Here is a 16257-nt window from a genome sequence, read left to right as displayed (position 1 = left end):
GGCGATTGCCCACGGCGACAAGCAGTCTTCCAAGGTGGTGGGCCGCACCATCGATGAGATCGAGCTTCCCGAAGGCACCACCATCGGTGCCGTGGTGCGCGGCAAGGAAGTGATGATTGCCCACGGCGACGTGCGCGTGGAGAGCGGTGATCACCTGATTCTGTTCGTGATCGACAAACGGCGTATCCGCGACGTCGAGCGGCTTTTCCAGGTGGGATTGACGTTTTTCTAGGAACCAGCCAGCAATGAGACCATCCCTGCCATGAGCCTGCGGATTATTCTACGTATCTTGGGCCTGCTGCTGATGCTGTTCAGCCTCACCATGCTGCCTCCCATGCTGATGTCGCTGTGGTTTCGCGACGGCGTTTGGCATGCGTTCATGAGCGGCATTGCGATTTCCGTCATCACCGGCCTGCTGATCTACCTGCCGAACCGCCGGGCGCGCAAGGAGCTGCGCATTCGGGACGGTTTCATCATCGCGGCCATGTTCTGGACCGTGCTGGCACTGTTCGGCTCGCTGCCGCTGATGCTGTTTGGCGAGGACTCCCTGAGCATTACCGATGCCGTCTTCGAATCCTTTTCGGGCCTGACCACCACCGGGGCCACGGTCATTACCGGCATCGATTTTCTGCCCGAGTCGATCCGCTACTACCGCCAGCAGCTGCAGTGGCTGGGCGGTATGGGCATCGTGGTACTGGCGGTGGCCATCCTGCCGACCTTGGGGGTCGGGGGCATGGCCCTGTACCGCACGGAAATTCCGGGGCCGCTGAAAGACTCCAAGCTGACGCCGCGCATCACCGAAACCGCCAAGGCACTGTGGTATATCTACGCCACCTTGACCTTTGCCTGCTTCGTGGCTTACATGGTCGCGGGCATGGATTGGTTCGATGCGCTGGGCCACAGCTTTTCCACGGTCGCCATCGGCGGATTTTCGACTCATGACCTGAGCATCGGCTATTTCGATAGCGCCGCCATCGAGCTGATCTGCATCAGCTTCATGCTGATTTCGGCGGTGAGCTTCAGCCTCCACTTCGTGGCCTGGCGCGAGAAGCGCCTGACCCACTATTTTCAGGACCCGGAAGCCCGGTTTCTGCTGCTGTTCCTGACGGGTCTGACCGTGATTACCGTCATTACCCTGTGGCTGACCAAGACCTATGACGACATCACCGGCCTGCGGCATGCGCTGTTCGAGGTCGTCTCCGTGGCTACCACGGCGGGATTCGCCGTGGCCGACTTCTCAGGCTGGCCTGGGGCAATTCCGTTTCTGCTGTTCATTGCCGCCTTCGTAGGGGGCTGCTCGGGCTCCACCGCTGGCGGCATGAAAGTGATCCGCATCATCCTGATTCTCAAGCAGGGCATGCGCGAAGTCATGCGCCTGATTCACCCCAACGCGGTGATTGCGGTGAAGGTCGGCAAGGTCAGCGTACCCGACAGCATCGCGCAGGCGGTATGGGGCTTTTTTTCGGCCTATGTCATGCTGTTCTTCCTGATGCTGGTGGGTGTGATGGCCACCGGCGTGGATCAAGTGACCGCCTGGTCGGCGGTGGGCTCGGCGCTCAACAACCTGGGCCCTGCGCTGGGCGAAGCCAGCAGCCACTATGGCGACTTACCCAGCCTGGCCAAATGGATTCTGGTACTGGCCATGCTGATGGGGCGCCTGGAAATTTTCACCGTCCTGGTGCTCTTTACTCCGGCCTTCTGGCGGCGTTGATACACCACTGAGCCCCGGTATTGACGGCTTGTGTACGTTTTCACCTTTTTATACTTATACATCGAGACTGTTGAATGACCCACGATGACACTACGCGGCCACCGACGCCGCCCCTGCCCTCCACTAGCGGCCCGCTGAAAACCGTGACCGTGGGCGACACCTGCTACACCCTGCTGGGCACGGCCCATGTCTCGGCCGAAAGCGCCGACGACGTGCGCCAATTGATTGCTACCGGCCATTTCGATGCGGTGGCCATCGAGCTGTGTGACGCCCGCCATCACAGCATGGACAACCCCGATGCCATGGGCGAGCAGGACCTGTTTCAAGTGTTCAAGCAGGGCAAGGCCGGCATGGTCGCCGCCAGCCTGGCGCTGGGTGCCTTCCAGCAGCGTATCGCCGAGCAATCAGGCATCCAGCCGGGCGCCGAAATGCGCGCGGCGGTGGATGAGTGCCGTGCTCGCCAACTGCCGCTGCTGCTGGTGGACCGCGATGTGGGCATCACGCTCAAGCGCATCTACAGCAACGTGCCCTGGTGGCAGCGCTTCTCGCTCTTTTCCGGGCTGATTGGCAGCGTGCTCTCCCGCCAGGATGTCTCCAAGGAGGAGATCGAAAAGCTCAAGGAGGGCGATATGCTGGAAGCCACCTTCAGCGAATTCGCAGCGGAATCAGAAACGCTCTACACCCCGCTGATCCGCGAACGCGACCGCTACATGGCGCTACGCCTGGCCGAAGAGGCACCTCCCGGGCGCTACTCGAACGTGCTGGTCGTGCTCGGCGCAGGCCACCTGAAAGGCACCGGCGAGCACCTGGAAACACCGCTACCGGAAAACCCGACCCAGGAGCGGGAATCGCTGGAAGCTACTCCGCCGCCCTCCAAGCTATGGAAAGTCATGCCTTGGCTGATCACCGCGCTGGTGCTCACCGGCTTCGTGGTCGGTTTTTCGCGTAATACCGAGCTGGGCTGGCAGCTGGTGATGGAGTGGTTCTTGATCAATGGCCTGCTATCCGGGGGGGCGACCCTGATTGCCCTGGCGCATCCGCTCACCGTGATCGCGACCTTCTTTGCTGCGCCGCTGACGTCGCTCAACCCCACCATTGGCGCCGGTTTCGTGGCCGCCGGGGTCGAGCTTTACATGCGCAAACCCAAGGTGCGCGATTTCTCTACTCTGCGCCATGACGTGACGCAACTGAAAGGCTGGTGGAAAAACCGCGTGTCACGCACGCTGCTGGTGTTCATTCTCGCCACGGTAGGTTCGGCCATTGGCACCTGGGTGGCAGGCTTCAGAATTGCCGGGGCGCTGTTTGGCGGCGCCGCGTGAGCCATAGCACCATCCGGCAAGCCCCCTGGCAGGCCGATGCCCTGCTGCTGCTGGTGACCACCCTGGCAGCAGGCGGGTGGATATTTTCCAAGGAAGCGCTGGCAGGCATGCCTCCGCTGCTGTTCATCGGCACTCGCTTTCTGCTCGCGGGGGTCATCCTGCTGGGCTTCGCCTGGCCGACACTGCGCCATTTGCCTGCCCGGCGTATTCGGCGCGGCCTGCTGGTAGGCGTACTGTTCAGTGCGGCCATCGCTTTCTGGGTGCTGGGATTGCATCACTCCCAGCATCTGGGAGAAAGCGCCTTCATCAACAGCCTGGGCATTCTGCTGGTGCCGGTGGTGGCCCGCCTGCTGTTTGGCGACCGTCCCGCCACCAGCACCTGGGTAGCCCTGCCCGTCGCGCTGACAGGCTTTGCGCTGTTATCGCTGAATGCCGGTTTTCGGGTGGAGGCCAGCCAGCTGCTGATGCTTTGCGCGGCCTTGTGCTTCGCGCTGCTGATCAACGTCAATACGCGGGTGGTGCGCAATGTGCCTGCCCTGTCGTTGACGACGCTGCAGCTGCTTTCCGTGGGCATCGTGTTGACCGCTGTTTCATGGGTCGTGGAAGAGCAGACGCTCTCCCTCGATGCCCCGATTCTGGGCTGGTTTCTGGCCAGCGTGCTGCTGGCCAGCTCACTGCGGTTCTTTCTTCAGATCAAGGCGCAGGGCATGACCACGCCAAGCCATGCAGCGGTCATTCTGATGTTGGAGGCCGTCTGGACGGCGCTGCTGGCCGCCTGGTGGTTCAACGAAACCATGTCGGCGCTTCAACTCACCGGCTGCGCGCTGATTTTCGCGGCCCTGCTGATCAACCGCTGGTACTGGGTGCGCAAGGTGCTGTTGCGCTGGCTACCCGGCGCCAGGCCTTGATCAGCGCGGCGCATCCCCCGCTTTTCGGGCCAACAGCCGAGTCATGGCCGCCGTTGGCTCCTCGATCTTGCGGTAATAACGGCTCTCGGCGTAGCTGTCGTTGAACACGTCGAAGTAGTCGTCCAGCACGCTGGCGGCGTTTTCATCACCGCTCTGACGCAGCAGTTCGATGGCCACCTCGGCGGTGCACAGGTGGGCTTTCGAGGCGGGCTTGCGCAGCCGGTAGCGGGTTTCGCGCTCGGTGTGCAGCGGCAATACCGGCAGCGTGTCCAGGTAAGGGCTCTTGCGGAACATACGCCGGGCCTGTCGCCAGGTGCCGTCCAGAATGATGAATACTGGAATACGCGACTGCTGCTTGACCGCCTGGACGGCCTCCAGCCCCACCACCCGTTCCGCGTAATCCGGCTGGTCGTCAGGAAAAATCACGAACGGAGCATAGCGCGGGTCTTGCAGCAGTGCGGCCAGCGCCTCGTCCGGCGCCGTGCGATACCAGGTAAATACCCGAGTGTTGGTCAGCACATCACCAATCAGGCGGCCGGTATTGGTCGGTTTGAAGTGCTCGATGGAGTGGGTCAGCAACCACACCTGGGCGTCACTCTCTGCCTTGACCTGATAAGGGCACAGGCAGTTCAACTCGGGCAGATTGCACCCTTCGCAGCGCTTGACGAAGCTGCCGCGCGCTTTGAATTCGCGCCGCGGCGGTCGCGGGTGCCCCGTGGCCGGGTCGCGGTCGGTCAAGGCGTCATGTTCAGGGGGCAGCGAGGTCGCGTCAGGCATCTGCGCTCCAGTGGTGATCAAAGGGCGCAGAGTATAAAGCAGGCCGTGCATCGTGACGAATGTTCCCTTCCCCCGCCCTCCAGTAAACCAACCAATCATTAAAAGTTGACACCCTTAACATCCCACCGCTAGAGTCCTGTCAACTTTCAAATTAAAAAAGGTTTACCCGTGACCACTCACACGACGGCTTCTCACTCGGCTGACACCGCTCCGCGCCATGACTGGACCCTCGAGGAAATCGACGCGCTGTTTGCGTTGCCCTTCAACGACCTGCTGTTTCAGGCCCAGCAGGTGCATCGGGCACACTTCGATGCCAACGCAGTGCAGGTGTCTACCCTGCTGTCGATCAAGACCGGGGCCTGCCCGGAAGACTGCAAGTACTGCCCCCAGTCGGGTCACTACAACACTCAGTTGGAAAAAGAGAAGCTGCTGGAAATAGAGAAAGTGGTGGCCCAGGCCAAGGCCGCCAAAGAGGCGGGCGCCAGCCGCTTCTGCATGGGAGCGGCCTGGCGCAGCCCCCGGGACAAGGATCTGCTGGCGGTGGAAGAGATGGTACGCCAGGTGAAAGCGCTGGGGCTCGAAACCTGCATGACGCTGGGCATGGTCGATGGTGAACAGGCCACCCGGCTGGCCGCTGCGGGGCTGGACTACTACAACCACAACCTCGACACCTCCCCCGACTACTACGGCGAGATCATCACCACGCGCACCTACAGCGACCGCCTGGAAACTCTGGCCACCGTGCGCGACGCCGGTATGAAGGTGTGTTCTGGCGGTATTCTCGGCATGGGCGAAGGCGCCCAGGATCGCAGCGCGCTGCTGCAACAGCTGGCCAGGCTCTCCCCGCATCCTGAGTCGGTGCCGATCAACATGCTGGTAAAGGTGCCGGGCACCCCGCTGGAAAACGCGGAGGACCTGGACCCGCTGACGTTCATCCGCGCCATTGCCGTGGCGCGCATCATGATGCCCCAGAGCCATGTGCGCCTCTCGGCAGGCCGCGAGCAGATGAGCGAATCCACCCAGGCGCTTGCCTTTCTGGCCGGTGCCAACTCGATTTTCTACGGCGACAAGCTGTTGACCACCCGCAACCCCCAGGCAGAGCGCGACCGCGCGCTGTTTGCCAAGCTGGGCCTGCACCCCGAGCGCCGCGATACCTGCGAAGACGACACGCAGCATAGCGAGCGGCTGGCACAGCAGGCTCAGCGCAATGCCCAGGCCGAACGCGCCGCAGCGCTAGCGGTGGATGCCAGTGTCTGAGGCGTGGCAGCAGCGCTTGGCAACCGCCCGCGACCAGCGGGAGCGCCTGCAGCGCTGGCGCTCCCGCCGGGTCGCCTCCCACGATGCGCTGGACTTTGCCGGCAATGACTACCTGGGCCTCGCCCAGGACCCACGGGTGCAAGCCGCCCAGGCAGAAGGCGCCAAACGCTTTGGCGCCGGGGCCAGGGCGTCGCATCTGGTCAGCGGCCACCTGGGCATTCACGACGCCCTGGAAGCTGCGCTGGCCGAGTGGACCGGGCGCGAGCGGGCGCTGCTGTTCTCCACCGGCTATATGGCGAACCTGGGCGTGGTGCAAGCGCTGGCGGATTCCCACACCGCGATTTTTCAGGACCGTCTCAATCACGCCTCGCTACTCGACGGGGCCGCGCTGAGCGGCGCCCGTTCCCGACGCTACCACCACCGCGATGGCCAGGATCTGGCGCGTTTACTGGCGCGCAGCCGGGCCACCCATCAGCTGGTGGTGAGCGACGGCGTGTTCAGCATGGACGGTGATATCGCCGACATCGAACAGCTCGCCCACCTCAGCCAGCAACACGGCGCCTGGCTGATGATCGACGATGCCCACGGGCTTGGCGTCCTTGGCGAAAACGGCGCAGGCTGCGTGGCAGGCTTCAATAGCCAGCAGGTGCCAATCCTGGTCGGCACCCTGGGCAAAGCGCTGGGCACCGCGGGCGCTTTCGTGGCGGGGGATGCGGCACTGATCGAGCACTTGATTCAGTTTGCCCGCAGCTATGTGTACACCACCGCTCAACCGCCCGGCATTGCCGCCGCTACTCTGGAAGCGCTCACCATCGTCCAGCGGGAACCGGAGCACCGTCAGCGGCTTGCGCGCCACATCGACTACTTCCGCCAGCAGGCCACGGCCCTGGGGCTTCCTTTGGGCCACTCCCACACGCCGATTCAGCCACTGCTGCTGGGCAGCGAGCGGCGCACCATGGCCTGGGCCGCCCGTTTCGATAAACACGATGTTCAGGTAGGCGCGATACGCCCGCCCACGGTCCCCAACGGCGAGGCGCGACTTCGTATCACGCTCAGCGCCCGCCATACCCAGCGCGATATCGACCGGCTGCTGGACGTAGCCGCGACCTGCCTGCACGAGGAGCCGCGATGAAGCTCATACTGCTGTCGGGCTGGGGCGTCGACCGCCGCATCTGGCAGACGCTTTCGGAACACTGGCCCAGCCCTGTCGAGCCCAGCGCGGTAGAGTGGCCCGGCTACGGCGAATCTCCTGCGCTACCTACCTCGACGGGCCTTGACGCACTGGCCGAGCGGATGGCACCCGAGCTACCCAGCGATGCCGTTTGGGTTGGCTGGTCGCTGGGTGGGTTGCTGGCCACAGAGCTGCTCAATCACTTGCCGCCGCCCAAGGCCCTGCTGCTACTGGGTGCAGGCAGCCGTTTTTGCAGTGACGGGGAGGATGGCGGTGTGACGTACGAGGAGCTGGCAAGCTTTCAGCGCGCCTTCCATCGTGATCCGGTTGCCACATGGCGCCACTTTCTACGCTGGCAGTGCCAGGGCGAACCCAACGCTCGCGAGGCTCGCCGCCAACTTAGTGGGCTGCTGGGCGACGCGCCCTGCGCGGACCCTGCCACCCTGGCCCAGGGCCTGACATGGCTGGCCACGCTGGACAACCGCGCGCACTTCGCGGCACCGCCCTGTCCTATCCACCTGCTCGCAGGCACCCAGGACCCGCTGCTGCCAAACCGCACTCGCCAACAGGCCTTGCGGCTGGAAGACGCCGGGCACTGCCCGATGCTCTCACGCCCAGCCCGGCTCGCCGCTCGGCTGGCCGAGCAGGCGACACAGGTGCCGCGATGAACTCACCGTTGCTCTCTACCCCCGTCCCCCACTGGCAGACCCGCGTTGCCCGGGCCTTCTCCCGAGCGGCGCCGCGCTATGACGCGCTCGCCAGCGCCCAGCGAGCTATCGGCGAAGCGCTCTGGCAAACGCTGCCGAAGAGCGCCCAGCAGGTGCTCGACCTGGGCTGCGGCACCGGTTACTGGACCCAGCGGCTGGCCACCCGTTACCCGGAGGCCGCCATCACCGGGCTCGACCTGGCCCCAGGCATGCTCGCCTACGCCCAGGCAACCTATGGCGAGGCCATCCGCTGGCAGTTGGGGGACGCCGCGGCGCTGCCGCAAAACGACGCCAGCGTTGAGCTGGTGTTCTCCAACCTGGCGATTCAGTGGTGCCCGAGCATCGAGGATGTCATGCAGGAGCTGGCGCGGGTGCTTGCCCCTGGCGGGCAGGCGCGCATCACTACCCTGCTGCCCGGCACGCTTCATGAGGTGGCCACCGCCTGGCAGCGGCCCGAGGCCCTGCTGCAAACGCCGGACGCCAGCACCGTGCGACGGGCAATTGCACGATGCGGCTTGCGGCTTTCCCACCACGTGTGCGAGCGGCGGCGCTTTTTCTACCCCGACCTGAATGCCGTCATGGCCTCCATCAAGGGCGTGGGCGCTCAGGTGGCAAGACCCGACGCGCAGCTCACCCGCCAGGCACTGAGCGATGCCCGGTTGCGCTATGAAGCACTGCGCACGCCGCGGGGGCTGCCGGTGAGCTACCACTGCCTGACGCTATGCCTGGAAAGCGCGAAATGAACAACACCTATTTCATCACCGGTACCGACACCGATGCGGGCAAGACCCTGGCCGCCAGCGCGCTGCTGTGTGCTGCCCGTCAGCGCCAGTACACCACGCTGGGGTTGAAACCGATTGCCTCCGGCAGCGAGGCCACGCTCAGCGGCTTGCGCAACCGCGATGCTCTGGCGCTACAGGCACAAAGCCTCCCGCCGGTGGATTACTCGACGGTCAATCCGTGGGCCTTTGCCCCCGCCATTGCGCCCCATTTGGCGGCCCTAGAAGCGGGCATGGTGCTGCGCGTGGCCAGCGTGACCCAAGCGCTGCGCGCTACCCTGAGCCAAACGCCACGCGACCTGACGCTGATCGAAGGCGCCGGCGGCTGGCGAGTGCCGCTCAATGAGGAGGAGGATTTTTCCGACCTGCCCCGTGCGCTGGGCCTGCCGGTGATTCTGGTCGTCGGGCTGAAACTCGGCTGCCTCAACCATGCGCGGCTCACCGCCGAGGCCATCGCCGCCGATGGCGTGACGCTGGCGGGCTGGGTGGGCAGCGTGGTGGACCCGGCCTTTGCCAGCGATAGCGCACGGTTTGCCGCCAATGTGGCGCTGCTCGAACGCGCTCTGCCTGCGCCCTGTTTAGGGCTCATTCCCCATTTGGTACAGGCAGATGCCCACATCGCGCAGCGCTTTATCTTCCTTGATGCGCTGCTCACTCCCACGGCCCAGGAGGCAACGCCATGAGTTCCCCCGTGTGGCACCCCTACGCCCATCTCAAGACCCAGACACCGGCCCCCAAGGTGGTGGGCGGTAGCGGCAGCCACTTTACGCTGGAAAGCGGTGAACGTCTGCTGGATGCCACCTGCTCCTGGTGGTGCATGATTCACGGCTACGGCCACCCGCGCCTGGTGGCCGCCATCCGCGAACAGGCCGGCGAGCTGTGCCATGTGATGCTGGGGGGCCTGACCCACGGCCCCGCCGACCAGCTGGCACGGGCGCTGGTGCGCATTACCCCGCCGGGGCTGAACCACGTGTTCTTCTCCGACAGCGGTTCGGTGGGCATGGAGGTGGCCATGAAGATGGCGCTGCAGTATCAGGTGCTCATCGGCCAACCCGGCAAGCGCAAGATGCTCTCGCTGATGAAGGCGTACCATGGCGACACCACCGGCTGCATGGCGGTATGCGACCCCGAAGAGGGCATGCACAGCCTGTTCGCCAGCCTGCTGCCTCAGCACCACTTCGCCCCGGCCCCTACGGCACCGTTCGATGCCACGCCAGCCCAGGTAGAGCATGACCTCGCTGCGCTCCGAGAGGTGCTGTCGCGCCATCACCAGGAGATCGCCGCACTGCTGATGGAGCCGCTGCTGCAAGCGGCGGGCGGGCTGAACATGACCTCGCCGCACTACCTGCGCGGCGCCCGGGCGCTGTGCGACGAATTTGGCGTGCTGCTGATTTTCGACGAAGTGGCCACCGGCTTTGGCCGCACCGGCAGGCTGTTTGCCGCCGACCACGCGGGCGTCACGCCGGATATCATGGTGCTCTCCAAGGGGCTGACCGGCGGGTATCTGGGCCATGCGGCCACGCTGGCTACCGACCGAGTGCACGACGCGTTCATTGGCGACAGTCAGCAGCACGCCTTCATGCACGGCCCCACCTTCATGGGCAATCCACTGGCCTGCCGCGTGGCGCTGGAGAGCCTGCGGGTGTTCGAAGAGGAGCATTACCTGGAGAAAATCGCCGCGCTCAGCCAAGTGCTACAGCGCGAGCTGCTGGAAAACACAGCGCTGCGCGCGCACCCGGCAGTGGCAGATGTCCGGGTGCTGGGCGCGACAGCGGTGATCGAGACCCATGGCAGCGAGGCGCTGGCGGGCGTGGCCGCGTTTGCCAGAGCACGGGGCGTGTGGCTGCGCCCCATTGGCCGCTGGCTCTACACCATGCCCGCCTATATTGCGACGGACGTCGAGCTCATCCAGATTACCGGAGTCATGAAAGCGTGGTTTCTGGAAGCGCGCCGGTAATCTGCCATCCATCGGTTCGCTCACCCCGCCCCGTCGTTGACTCAAGGCAAGAGCAAGTTCCCCTGCTTGCACCACTGGTGAACCAGCGCTGGCACGCCTTCCCCCGCCGTGGTGTTGATCGCCAGCACGCCAGGCGGGCTGAGCGCATCGGCATTGGGGTCTATCAGTGCACAGGGGGTGTCGTAGTCGATGTAGGTCAACAGCGACGCGGCGGGCATCACCGCCAGCGAGGTGCCCACCACCAGCAGGAAATCGGCCTGGCTGACCAACTCGCAGGCCTCTTCGAAGAGCGGCACGGCTTCACCGAACCACACCACGTCCGGGCGCAGCTGGCTGCCTTTGTCGCACACCTCCCCCAGGCGGATTCCTCCCTTGGGCAGCGGGTAGCGCAGCCGGGCATCGACGGATGAGCGTGCCTTGAGAATCTCGCCGTGCAGGTGCAGCACGTGGCGCGAACCGGCACGCTCGTGCAGGTCATCGATATTCTGCGTCACCACGCTGACTCGGAAGCCTTCCTGCTCCAGCGCGGCCAGCGCCTTGTGGGCGGCATTGGGTTTTGCACGGCGGATCTGCTCACGGCGCTGGTCGTAGAAGGCCAGCACCCGTTCGGGATTGCGCCGCCAGCCCTCGGGCGTGGCGACGTCCTCCACGGGGTGATCTTCCCAAAGGCCGTCGCTGGCCCGAAAGGTCTTGATGCCGCTTTCGGCGCTAATACCCGATCCGGTCAATACCACCAGGTGAGGGGGTTGAGTCATGACTAATGTACCAGTTGGCCGATGGTTCCGGAGAACCGTTGCTTGTTGCGGTAAGGGTAGACATCGATCACCCGCCCATTGCGAATGGCCTGCTGCAACCCTAGCCAATAGTCCGGGTCGAACAGCTCCGGGTGCTGCGCCATGAACAGCGCGCGAAGTTCGGGGTTGGCAAACATGAACGGGCCGAACTCCTCGGGGAAGATATCGTGGGGGCCGATGGAGAGGCTAGCGCCGCCATCCATGTAGCTATCGCCTTGCTGGGCTTTGGGCATGTGGCGAAAGCGACACTCCGTAAGGTAGCTCACTTCGTCGTAGTCGTAAAAAATCACCCGCCCGTGACGGGTAACGCCAAAATTCTTCAGCAACATATCGCCCGGAAAGATATTGGCGGCTGCCATCTGTTTGATGGCATTGCCGTAATCCTTCAGCACCATCACTCGCTCATCGGCGCTGCACTGCTCCAGATAGAGGTTCAACGGCGTCATCATCCGCTCGGTATAACAGTGCTTGATGATCACCTTGTCGCCTTTCAGCGATACCGTGGAAGGGGCGACTTCCAGCAAATGGGCCAGACACTCCGGCGCGAAGTGATCCTGGCGCACGATGAAGTTGGAAAACTCCTGGGTATCGGCCATGCGTCCTACCCGGTCGTGACGCTTCACCAGCCGATATTTTTCTCGCACGATGGCTGGCGTGACCTCCTTGGCCGGGTCGAACTTGTCCTTGATGATCTTGAACACGGTGCGAAAGCTGGGCAGCACGAACACCGCCATTACCATGCCCCGCACCCCCGGGGCGATGATGAAGCGCTCTTCGCGCTTGGCCACCTGCTGGTTCAGGGCGCGAAAAAACTCGGTTTTGCCGTGTTTGAAAAAGCCGATGGCGGCGTACAGCTCGCCTTCCGGCTTGTGGGGCATGAGCTGTTTCAGGTAGCCCACGAACTCCCCGGGAACCGGCACATCGACCTGAAAGTAAGCACGGGTGAACGAGAAGATGATCGACACTTCATCGGTTTCGGTGAGCACGGTATCCAGATGCAGGCGGGGGTCACCGCCCTGCTGCTCGCCGTACCCTTCGCCATGCAGAATCGGCAGCACCAGCGGCACCTGCTCGCCGCCGCCGAGTATACGCCCCACCAGGTAGGCCCCTTTGTTGCGGTAGAAGACGCTGTTGAGCAGCTCTACCCGCGCATCTGCCGCCTGCCAGAGGCGGGCGGGCAGCTGGGCTTCCAGCAAGCCCGCCCCCAACTGGCTATCGCGTTCCAGATGGGCAAAGGGCGTTTCCAGCGGCGCCTCTTGCAGCGCCCAGGCCAGCGCTCCGGCCCAGTCGCCGTTGACCGCATGACGGCGGCACAGCTCGATGCCCGAACGGTGCGCGGCGTCCTCACGGGAGCTGTAGACGAACATCCAGTCGTTGCGGATATGACGATGCTCAAACACCGAACAGAACAGCGAGTTGAAAAAGGTCTCTGCCAGCTCGTAATCCAACCGCTGGCCGATCAGGTTGGCGTAGTGTCGGCGGGCTTCTCGCCAGGTCTCGCAGTAGGCCAGCACGTCCTGGGGAAACGTACGCTGCAGGCGCCCCAACGTGTCCTGGACTTTTTCGCCGTAGAGATTGATCCGCGCCGCCGAAGCTTGCTGCGCCTCGCGCCACGCCGCATCGCGAAAGCGGCGGCTGGCGTCCTGAGTGATCTGCTGGAAGCGTGCACGGTACTCATCGAACCCATGCAGTACCGTCGCCGCCAGGCGGTAGGCCGGAGAGTGTTTCATCAAGCGGGCTCACGTCGGTAAAAGGCTTCACAGACTCCTCGAACGGCAAACTACATACGAGACGACCTTAGTCCTGTGAAAATTAGTCCTGTGAAAATGAGCCCTGTGAAAATGAGTCCTGCGAATACGTCGAGATGCAGGCAATGTCCAGCTGAAACGGTCCGGCGGTGCGGTCGGCAATCAGAAAGCCCAGCTGGTGAACGGTGCCGGGCTCGAGCGGCGGCGCGTTGGACAGCAGCGTCCCCCGGCGCACGGCGTCGAACTGCGCCCAGCTGAAATGCAGCGTTTCCCACTGCTGGGCACTGGGCGCGAACGCCACGCGGTAGGCACTTGCATCGTCCAGCGCGTGGCTTTTGAAGCGCAGTTGATAGCGACGGCCATCGCCGCGCACCCGCAGCGTGATGCCCTTGGCCTGGGCCAGGGTTGGCTCAAACGCGCCGGGCTCACGGCGCACCGAGGCAAAGCCGCCGCCATTTTCCAGCGAGACCTCTCCATAGAAGCAGCCATGCCCCTCTTCCACACGAAAGCCGCTGTGGGACACGCCGCCCATCACGCCATCGTCCACGGCGTACCAGCGCGCCTGTTCGGCATCGCCCAGAGCTGGGTCGGTAAAATCGAGCATCATCACGGTTTCCCTCTGTCGCTTGGCCAATGAGCCCGCCTTGGCACCAGGGCCAGAGGCGGGCTACCGAGCTTCAGACTAGGTGATTCGCCGCGCTGATTAAAGCTTGGCGGCGGCGACGCCTGCAGCAGAGGGCTCGATCTCTTCTGGTGCCGCAGTGACCAGCGCGAACTCCTCCTCGGCCGTTTTCGCCACCAGATGATTTTTACTATACAGGAAGTAGTAAGCCGCCCCCGCCACAAACAGCAGGAGGGTGTAGTTGAATGCGCGGGGGTCGAAGGCGTATACACCGGTCATGGCCACCAGTGACAGCACCAAGGCCACCGACGAGGTGACGATACCACCCGGCGTTCTGTAGGGGCGCGGCAGCTCAGGCTGTTTGAGGCGCAGCCAGATATGGCTGAACGCCATCAGCGCATAGGAAATGGTCGCCCCCACGACGGCCATGCCCAGCATCAGGTCACCCTCCCCGCTCAGCGAGGCCAGGAAGCCAAACACCCCCGGCACGATGAGCGCCAGGTAGGGCACTTTACGTTCGCTGGTCAGAGACAGCCGTTTAGGCAGATAGCCCGCCCGGGAGAGCGCAAACACCAAGCGGCTGTAGCCATAAATGATCGAGAAGAACGAGGCAATCAAGCCCGCCAGGCCCAGCACATTGACCAGGGTCGCCAGCGTCGGGTTGCCTGCAGCATTCAAGGCATCCACCAGCGGCACGCCGCTTTGGCCGATCATCTCGGCGCTGGTGGCTCCCGCCAGCAGCACGACCACCAGCAGTGCCGTGAACAGCAAAAACAGCATGGCGCCGATGATGCCCTTGGGCATGTCGCGGGCGGGGTCTTTGGCTTCTTCCGCCGCCAACGGCACGCCTTCTACCGCCAGGAACAGCCACATGCCGAAGGGCAGTGCCGCCCAGATACCGTACCAGCCAAAGGGCATGAAGGCACTCGCCCCCGCCGCCTCGGTGGGGGCAATATCGAATAGGTTGGCCGCATCGAAGTCACCGATCAGCGCCACGGCGGTGGCCAGAATCGCAAAGACCGCCAAGCCGCTGATCACCATCATCACCTTCAGCGCTTCGCCCACCCCGGCGAGGTGAATGCCGATGAACACCGCATAAAACAGCAGATACACCAGCGGGCCGTTGACACCCAACAAGGCCTCGACCGCCGCACCGATGAAGATCACGATGGCTGCAGGCGCCAGCGCGTATTCGATCAATACCGCCAGCCCCGTCAAGTAGCCTCCCGCCGGCCCCATGGCTTGGCGGGCAAAGCTGTAGCCCCCGCCTGCCGCCGGGATCGCTGCGGACATTTCGGCCAGGGAGAGCACCAGAGCCAGGTACATCACGGCCATCAGACAGGCGGCGATGGCAAAGCCCCCCCAGCCCGCTTCGGCAATACCAAAGTTCCAGCCCGCAAAATCCCCCGAAATAACGTAGGAAACCCCAAGTCCCGCCAGCAGCATCCAGCCTGCCGTACCCTTACGCAGCTGGCGCTTCGCCAGATACGTCTGATCAACCGTTGGTTGTGTCATGGTCTCGCCCTTTTTCAGTGTGGAACGCAATGGGTGTCAGCGGCGTGCTGCGTTGTTTGCGTTGTGATTGGCGATGTTCTTGTTGTGTGGAAATGGCCGTTCAGAGCGCGAGCGGAGAAGTCATCTCGCGTCTTGAGCCGTCGCCTGTTTTTTCAATCGGCCACGAGGAAATTCCGGGTCGAGTGGCTGCCCTCCAGCACGTTGTCTTCGCTGCGGTCCTTGAGCTTCACGCCAGAGAGCTTGCGCTCCCGCGCTTCGCGCAACAGCAGCAGTAGTCGCCTTGCCGCCTCTGCATAGGCCAGCCCAGCGGGGCGCACGTTGGAGATGCAGTTGCGTCGGTCATCCTTCAAGCCCACTTCGGGGGCCCAGGTCATGTAGAGTCCCAGGCTATCCGGCGAGCTGAGGCCGGGGCGCTCACCAATCATCACCAGCACGGCGTCGGCATTGAGCAGCGCGCCCACTTCATCGCCAATGGCCACGCGCCCCTGCTCGACGAGGGTCAGCGGCGCCAGCTTCCAGTCGTGGTGGTCGCGCTGCAGTGCGTCGTAAAGGGCGGCCAGAAACGGGGCGCTGTTCTGCTGCACTGCCAAAGCCGAGAGGCCATCCACCACCACCACCGCCAGGTCATAGCGCTGGCCGCTCTCCGCCGCTTGCTGCAGTGCCTGCCGGGATGGCTCGTCGAGCCGTCGGCCGTAGTCGGGGCGCTGCAGGTACATGGCACGGTGTTCAGCGCGGCTGTGTACCACCAGCGGCGCGCTGCCCAACGCCAGTTGCCGGGTGAGTTCATCGGCCAGTGCGTCGCACGCGAGCGGGCAGTGCACTGCGTCCTGGGCTTGGGCATGGGCCAGTTGAAATGCCAGCAGCTGATGGGTGGGCAGGCTCACCCCTGCACGCCCCAGCCCGATACGCGCATCGGTAAAAGCGCGCAAGCGCTCCCAGGGGTTTTCGATGACGATAGGCGCCTTGGTGTCCTGCGAGGGTGGCTTCGGCAT

Annotated in this window: 16 protein-coding genes; 10 read left to right on the top strand and 6 right to left on the bottom strand. The window is 64.0% G+C overall.

Annotated elements, in window-relative coordinates:
* The 4 genes from IE061_RS12920 to IE061_RS12905 form a co-directional block, all read left to right on the top strand.
* The coding region (locus tag IE061_RS12920; protein WP_308429542.1) for a TrkA C-terminal domain-containing protein at positions 1 to 232 on the top strand (232 nt) is incomplete at its 5' end.
* Between the two features lie 30 nt (positions 233 to 262).
* The gene (locus IE061_RS12915) at positions 263 to 1711 is read left to right on the top strand and encodes a TrkH family potassium uptake protein (protein ID WP_081136610.1); all 1449 of its coding nucleotides are present in this window, start codon (positions 263 to 265) and stop codon (positions 1709 to 1711) included.
* A 74-nt stretch (positions 1712 to 1785) separates the two neighbouring features.
* The gene (locus IE061_RS12910; RefSeq protein WP_039180375.1) at positions 1786 to 3030 is read left to right on the top strand and encodes a TraB/GumN family protein; all 1245 of its coding nucleotides are present in this window, start codon (positions 1786 to 1788) and stop codon (positions 3028 to 3030) included.
* Positions 3027 to 3938: a DMT family transporter gene (locus tag IE061_RS12905; RefSeq protein WP_096922139.1), complete on the top strand. Its 912-nt coding sequence runs from the start codon at positions 3027 to 3029 to the stop codon at positions 3936 to 3938. The genes IE061_RS12910 and IE061_RS12905 overlap by 4 nt, the downstream gene beginning before the upstream one ends.
* On the opposite strand, the gene IE061_RS12900 is transcribed toward IE061_RS12905, so the two are convergent.
* Positions 3939 to 4715, bottom strand: a complete 777-nt coding sequence (locus IE061_RS12900; RefSeq protein ID WP_189462714.1) for a tRNA-uridine aminocarboxypropyltransferase — start codon at positions 4713 to 4715, stop codon at positions 3939 to 3941.
* A gap of 168 nt (positions 4716 to 4883) precedes the next feature.
* On the opposite strand from IE061_RS12900, the gene bioB reads away from it, so the two are divergent.
* From bioB to bioA, 6 genes are read left to right on the top strand one after another with little or no spacing between them, the layout of a single operon-like run.
* A complete protein-coding gene (bioB, locus tag IE061_RS12895) occupies positions 4884 to 5972 on the top strand; it encodes a biotin synthase BioB (protein WP_193461778.1) in 1089 nt (362 codons plus the stop codon).
* Positions 5959 to 7104, top strand: a complete 1146-nt coding sequence (gene bioF, locus IE061_RS12890; protein ID WP_193461777.1) for an 8-amino-7-oxononanoate synthase — start codon at positions 5959 to 5961, stop codon at positions 7102 to 7104. Before bioB ends, bioF begins: the two co-directional genes overlap by 14 nt.
* Positions 7101 to 7811 carry an alpha/beta fold hydrolase gene (locus tag IE061_RS12885; protein ID WP_193461776.1) on the top strand — a complete coding sequence of 237 codons (711 nt, stop codon included), beginning with the start codon at positions 7101 to 7103 and terminating at the stop codon, positions 7809 to 7811. The genes bioF and IE061_RS12885 overlap by 4 nt, the downstream gene beginning before the upstream one ends.
* Complete coding sequence (locus tag IE061_RS12880; RefSeq protein WP_193461775.1) at positions 7808 to 8593, top strand: methyltransferase domain-containing protein; 786 nt, start codon at positions 7808 to 7810, stop codon at positions 8591 to 8593. The genes IE061_RS12885 and IE061_RS12880 overlap by 4 nt, the downstream gene beginning before the upstream one ends.
* Positions 8590 to 9312, top strand: coding sequence for a dethiobiotin synthase (gene bioD, locus IE061_RS12875; RefSeq protein WP_193461774.1), 723 nt, complete (start codon positions 8590 to 8592; stop codon positions 9310 to 9312). The genes IE061_RS12880 and bioD overlap by 4 nt, the downstream gene beginning before the upstream one ends.
* Positions 9309 to 10586, top strand: coding sequence for an adenosylmethionine--8-amino-7-oxononanoate transaminase (gene bioA / locus IE061_RS12870; protein WP_193461773.1), 1278 nt, complete (start codon positions 9309 to 9311; stop codon positions 10584 to 10586). The genes bioD and bioA overlap by 4 nt, the downstream gene beginning before the upstream one ends.
* A 41-nt stretch (positions 10587 to 10627) precedes the next feature.
* On the opposite strand, the gene IE061_RS12865 is transcribed toward bioA, so the two are convergent.
* From IE061_RS12865 to eutC, 5 genes are all read right to left on the bottom strand, one after another.
* Entirely contained in the window at positions 10628 to 11341 is a 714-nt protein-coding gene (locus tag IE061_RS12865; protein ID WP_193461772.1) for an SIR2 family NAD-dependent protein deacylase, read from the bottom strand.
* Positions 11342 to 11343: 2 nt separating this feature from the next.
* Positions 11344 to 13110, bottom strand: coding sequence for a bifunctional isocitrate dehydrogenase kinase/phosphatase (gene aceK / locus IE061_RS12860; protein ID WP_193461771.1), 1767 nt, complete (start codon positions 13108 to 13110; stop codon positions 11344 to 11346).
* Between the two features lie 82 nt (positions 13111 to 13192).
* Entirely contained in the window at positions 13193 to 13735 is a 543-nt protein-coding gene (locus tag IE061_RS12855; RefSeq protein WP_193461770.1) for a CIA30 family protein, read from the bottom strand.
* A 96-nt stretch (positions 13736 to 13831) separates the two neighbouring features.
* The gene (gene eat / locus IE061_RS12850) at positions 13832 to 15265 is read right to left on the bottom strand and encodes an ethanolamine permease (protein WP_193461769.1); all 1434 of its coding nucleotides are present in this window, start codon (positions 15263 to 15265) and stop codon (positions 13832 to 13834) included.
* Between the two features lie 152 nt (positions 15266 to 15417).
* On the bottom strand, positions 15418 to 16257 hold the full coding sequence (gene eutC / locus IE061_RS12845; protein WP_193461768.1) for an ethanolamine ammonia-lyase subunit EutC: 840 nt from the start codon (positions 16255 to 16257) through the stop codon (positions 15418 to 15420).

This window comes from Vreelandella hamiltonii (genome assembly GCF_014651795.1).
Taxonomy (GTDB): domain Bacteria; phylum Pseudomonadota; class Gammaproteobacteria; order Pseudomonadales; family Halomonadaceae; genus Vreelandella; species Vreelandella hamiltonii.
This window is presented reverse-complemented; position numbering and strand designations above follow the sequence as displayed.

What these genes read in the sequence shown, in the direction of transcription:
- IE061_RS12915 (WP_081136610.1), top strand. Translation starts at nt 263, where the DNA reads ATGAGCCTGCGGATTATTCTACGTATCTTGGGCCTGCTGCTGATGCTG.
- IE061_RS12910 (WP_039180375.1), top strand. Translation starts at nt 1,786, where the DNA reads ATGACCCACGATGACACTACGCGGCCACCGACGCCGCCCCTGCCCTCC.
- IE061_RS12900 (WP_189462714.1), bottom strand. Translation starts at nt 4,715, where the DNA reads ATGCCTGACGCGACCTCGCTGCCCCCTGAACATGACGCCTTGACCGAC.
- bioF (WP_193461777.1), top strand. Translation starts at nt 5,959, where the DNA reads ATGCCAGTGTCTGAGGCGTGGCAGCAGCGCTTGGCAACCGCCCGCGAC.
- IE061_RS12885 (WP_193461776.1), top strand. Translation starts at nt 7,101, where the DNA reads ATGAAGCTCATACTGCTGTCGGGCTGGGGCGTCGACCGCCGCATCTGG.
- IE061_RS12880 (WP_193461775.1), top strand. Translation starts at nt 7,808, where the DNA reads ATGAACTCACCGTTGCTCTCTACCCCCGTCCCCCACTGGCAGACCCGC.
- bioD (WP_193461774.1), top strand. Translation starts at nt 8,590, where the DNA reads ATGAACAACACCTATTTCATCACCGGTACCGACACCGATGCGGGCAAG.
- bioA (WP_193461773.1), top strand. Translation starts at nt 9,309, where the DNA reads ATGAGTTCCCCCGTGTGGCACCCCTACGCCCATCTCAAGACCCAGACA.
- IE061_RS12865 (WP_193461772.1), bottom strand. Translation starts at nt 11,341, where the DNA reads ATGACTCAACCCCCTCACCTGGTGGTATTGACCGGATCGGGTATTAGC.
- aceK (WP_193461771.1), bottom strand. Translation starts at nt 13,110, where the DNA reads ATGAAACACTCTCCGGCCTACCGCCTGGCGGCGACGGTACTGCATGGG.
- IE061_RS12855 (WP_193461770.1), bottom strand. Translation starts at nt 13,735, where the DNA reads ATGATGCTCGATTTTACCGACCCAGCTCTGGGCGATGCCGAACAGGCG.
- eat (WP_193461769.1), bottom strand. Translation starts at nt 15,265, where the DNA reads ATGACACAACCAACGGTTGATCAGACGTATCTGGCGAAGCGCCAGCTG.
- eutC (WP_193461768.1), bottom strand. Translation starts at nt 16,257, where the DNA reads ATGCCGAAGCCACCCTCGCAGGACACCAAGGCGCCTATCGTCATCGAA.